The organism is Actinomadura rubrisoli (genome assembly GCF_004349215.1).
Taxonomy (GTDB): Bacteria; Actinomycetota; Actinomycetes; order Streptosporangiales; family Streptosporangiaceae; genus Spirillospora; species Spirillospora rubrisoli.
The window spans coordinates 1-2,923 of record NZ_SMKU01000590.1; the positions used below are offsets into that span (position 1 = coordinate 1).

The 2,923-nt window shown below is 72.3% G+C and carries 2 protein-coding genes; both read left to right on the forward strand.

Annotated elements, in window-relative coordinates; translation table 11 throughout:
- Positions 1-325 precede the first annotated feature (325 nt).
- Positions 326-1,915: a murein biosynthesis integral membrane protein MurJ gene (gene murJ, locus E1298_RS45740; RefSeq protein ID WP_131903624.1), complete on the forward strand. Its 1,590-nt coding sequence runs from the start codon at positions 326-328 to the stop codon at positions 1,913-1,915.
- Between the two features lie 222 nt (positions 1,916-2,137).
- On the forward strand, positions 2,138-2,923 hold a 786-nt coding region (locus E1298_RS45745), incomplete at its 3' end, for a protein kinase family protein (protein ID WP_207945257.1).

Consider the following 2,923-nt stretch of genomic DNA (forward strand, 5'->3'; position numbering starts at 1 on the left):
ACCCCCGCCGCGCCCTCCGGGACAGCCGGGACAGCCGGGCCCGCCGCGTCCGGGACAGGGCTACCCGGGCCAGGGATATCCGGCACCGGGCCCGGGACAGGCGCCGGGGAACCCGCCGCAGGGCTACCCGAGCCCGCCGCCGACGCGCAGGCCCCCAGCCGCGGGGGGAAACATCGCGGGGGAAACAGCGATTGACATACCGCTACCTGGCGGTAACCCGTCCGTCGCGGAGACGGTCGTCGACGTTCCCGGCGGTCCCGGCGGTCCCGGCGGGGGCCAGGACTCAGGTGGCAAGGCGTCCGGCATCCTGCGCTCCGGCGCGGTCATGGCCGTGGGCACCCTCGCGTCCCGCGTCACCGGCTTCCTGCGGACCGCGATGCTGGTCGCCGCGCTCGGCACCGGCGCGCTCGCCGACGCCTACAACACGGCGAACACGGTCCCGTTCATCGTCTACGACCTGCTGCTCGGCGGCGTCCTGACCGCCGTCGTCGTCCCGCTGATCGTCCGGGCGCGGGAGCGCGACGCGGCCTACGGCGCCCGGTACGAGCAGCGGCTGTTCACCCTGGCCGTGCTGGGCCTCGCCCTGATCACCGTCGTGGCGGTGCTGCTCGGCCCCGTCTTCATCACGATCTACGGCGGCGCGATGGAGGGCGAGCAGCGCGATCTCGCGGTGCTGTTCGCGCGGCTGTTCGCGGTGCAGATCTTCTTCCTCGGCGTCAGCGCGTTCTCCGGTGCCATCCTCAACACCCGCAAGCGATTCGGGGCGCCGATGTGGGCGCCGGTGCTCAACAACATCGTCATCTGCGGCACCGCCGGGGCGTTCCTGCTGATCAGCACCGGGACGGTGTCGCCGGGTTCCATCACCAATACCGAGGTCGCGCTGCTGGCGGGCGGCACCATCGGCGGCATGGCGCTGCAGACGGTCGCGCTGTGGCCGTCCCTGCGCGGCTCGGGTTTCCGCTGGCGGCCCCGGCTGGACTTCCGCAAGGGCGAGCTGGGCCAGATGGGCAGGATGGCCGTCTGGACGCTCAGCTACGTCGTGATCACCCAGATCGGGTTCGCGGTGACGACCTCGCTCGGCAACGCGGCGGGCGTGCTCGGCCGCAAGGAGCACCTCGGGGACGTCGGCTACACCCCCTACTTCAACGCCTACCAGCTGTTCCAGCTCCCGTACGCGATCATCGGCGTCTCGGTGATCACGGCGCTGCTACCGCGGATGAGCGAGCACGCCGCCGCGAACCGGATGGGCGACGTCCGCGACGACTTCTCCAGTGGCCTGCGGCTCTGCTCGGTGGTGATCCTGCCCGCGGCCGCGCTGATGGCGACGCTGGCGGGCGAGATCACGACCGTGCTGTTCGCGCACGGCCAGACCACCGTGTCGAACGCGCAGGTCATCGCGAACGTCCTGGAGATGTTCGCGATAGCGCTCGTGCCGTTCTCGGCGTACCAGCTCATGCTCCGCGTCTTCTACGCCATGCAGGACACGCGCACCCCCGCGTTCATCAGCGTGGCGGTCGTCGCCACCAACGTCGCGCTGGCGTTCACCGCCTACAAGGCGCTGCCCACCGACAAGATCATCGTGGGGATCGCGGCCGGGTTCGCGATGGCGCAGACCGTCGGCGCCCTGGTCGGCTGGGCGATCCTGCGCCGCAGGCTCGGCGGCATGGACGGCCGCCGGATCGTCGTCACCTACCTCAAGCTCGCCGTCGCGCTCTGGCCGCTGATCGGGTTCGCGTACGCCGCGCACGCGATCGTCGACGCGGCGATGGGCGAGGGCCTGCTGCCCGGGCTCGCCGCCCTCGTGGCCGGCAGCGCCGGCGGCGGCGTCCTGTACCTGCTGTTCGCCAAACTTCTGCGGGTCGGCGAGGTGCAGACCATGATCTCGACCATCACGAGCCGGCTGCCCGGACGCTGACCGGGAGGTGACGGGCCCCCGGCGGCGCGGAGGCGCGCCGGTAAAGCCCGGCAAAGTACACAGGACGCGCGGCGATAAGGCGGCTACTCGTGCGAGTTGCCACTACCATGTTGGGGACTACGGCTTGCGGGCTGACACCCTGGGGAACGCAAAGAGGAGGGTCGGAGGCGTAAGCTGCCACGCCACGAACATGGGATCTGACCACCTGCGCAGGACGTTGCCGTGAGCACGTCAGTCATCGAGCCCGGCACACGACTCGCCGGCCGCTACAGGCTTGAGGAGCGCATCAGCGACTCGGGCGGATCTTCGCTCTGGAAGGCCATCGACGAGATCCTCGCCCGGGCCGTCGCCGTCCGCACCTTCGACCCCGAGTTCCCCCGCATCGGCGAGGTCGTCACCTCCGCCCGCGCCGCCAGCCGCCTGACCGACCCGCGCCTCACGCAGGTGTTCGACGCCGACGACAGCGGCGAGTCCGCCTACGTCGTGAGCGAGTGGGTCGTCGGCGAGACGCTGGAGCAGATGCTCACCAAGGCCCCGCTGGAGCCGGGCCGCGCGGCGACCCTGCTGTACGAGGCGGCCGAGGCCATCGCCGCCGCGCACGCCGCCGGGCTCGCCCACCTCTGCCTCACCCCGCGCGACCTCGTCTGGACGACCGGCGGCACCGTCAAGCTCCTCGGCATCGCGACCGACGCCGTCCTCGGCGACCGCTACGCCGACGACCCCGCGGGCGAGGACGTCCGCGGCCTCGGACGCATGCTGTACGCGGCGCTCACCGCGCACTGGCCCGGCGACGCCAAGGGCTCCGACCTGCCGCCCGCGCCCGAGGGCGACGGCGTCCCCCACGCGCCCCGCCAGGTCCAGGCGGGCATCTCCCACGCGGTCGACGCGATCGTCTGCCGCTGCCTCGGCATCGGCGACGCCCAGCCCCTCGCCGACCCCGCCGAGCTGGCCAAGGCGATGCGCAGCGTCCCGCGCACGCCGCTGCCGCTGTTCGCGGGCCTCGGCAAC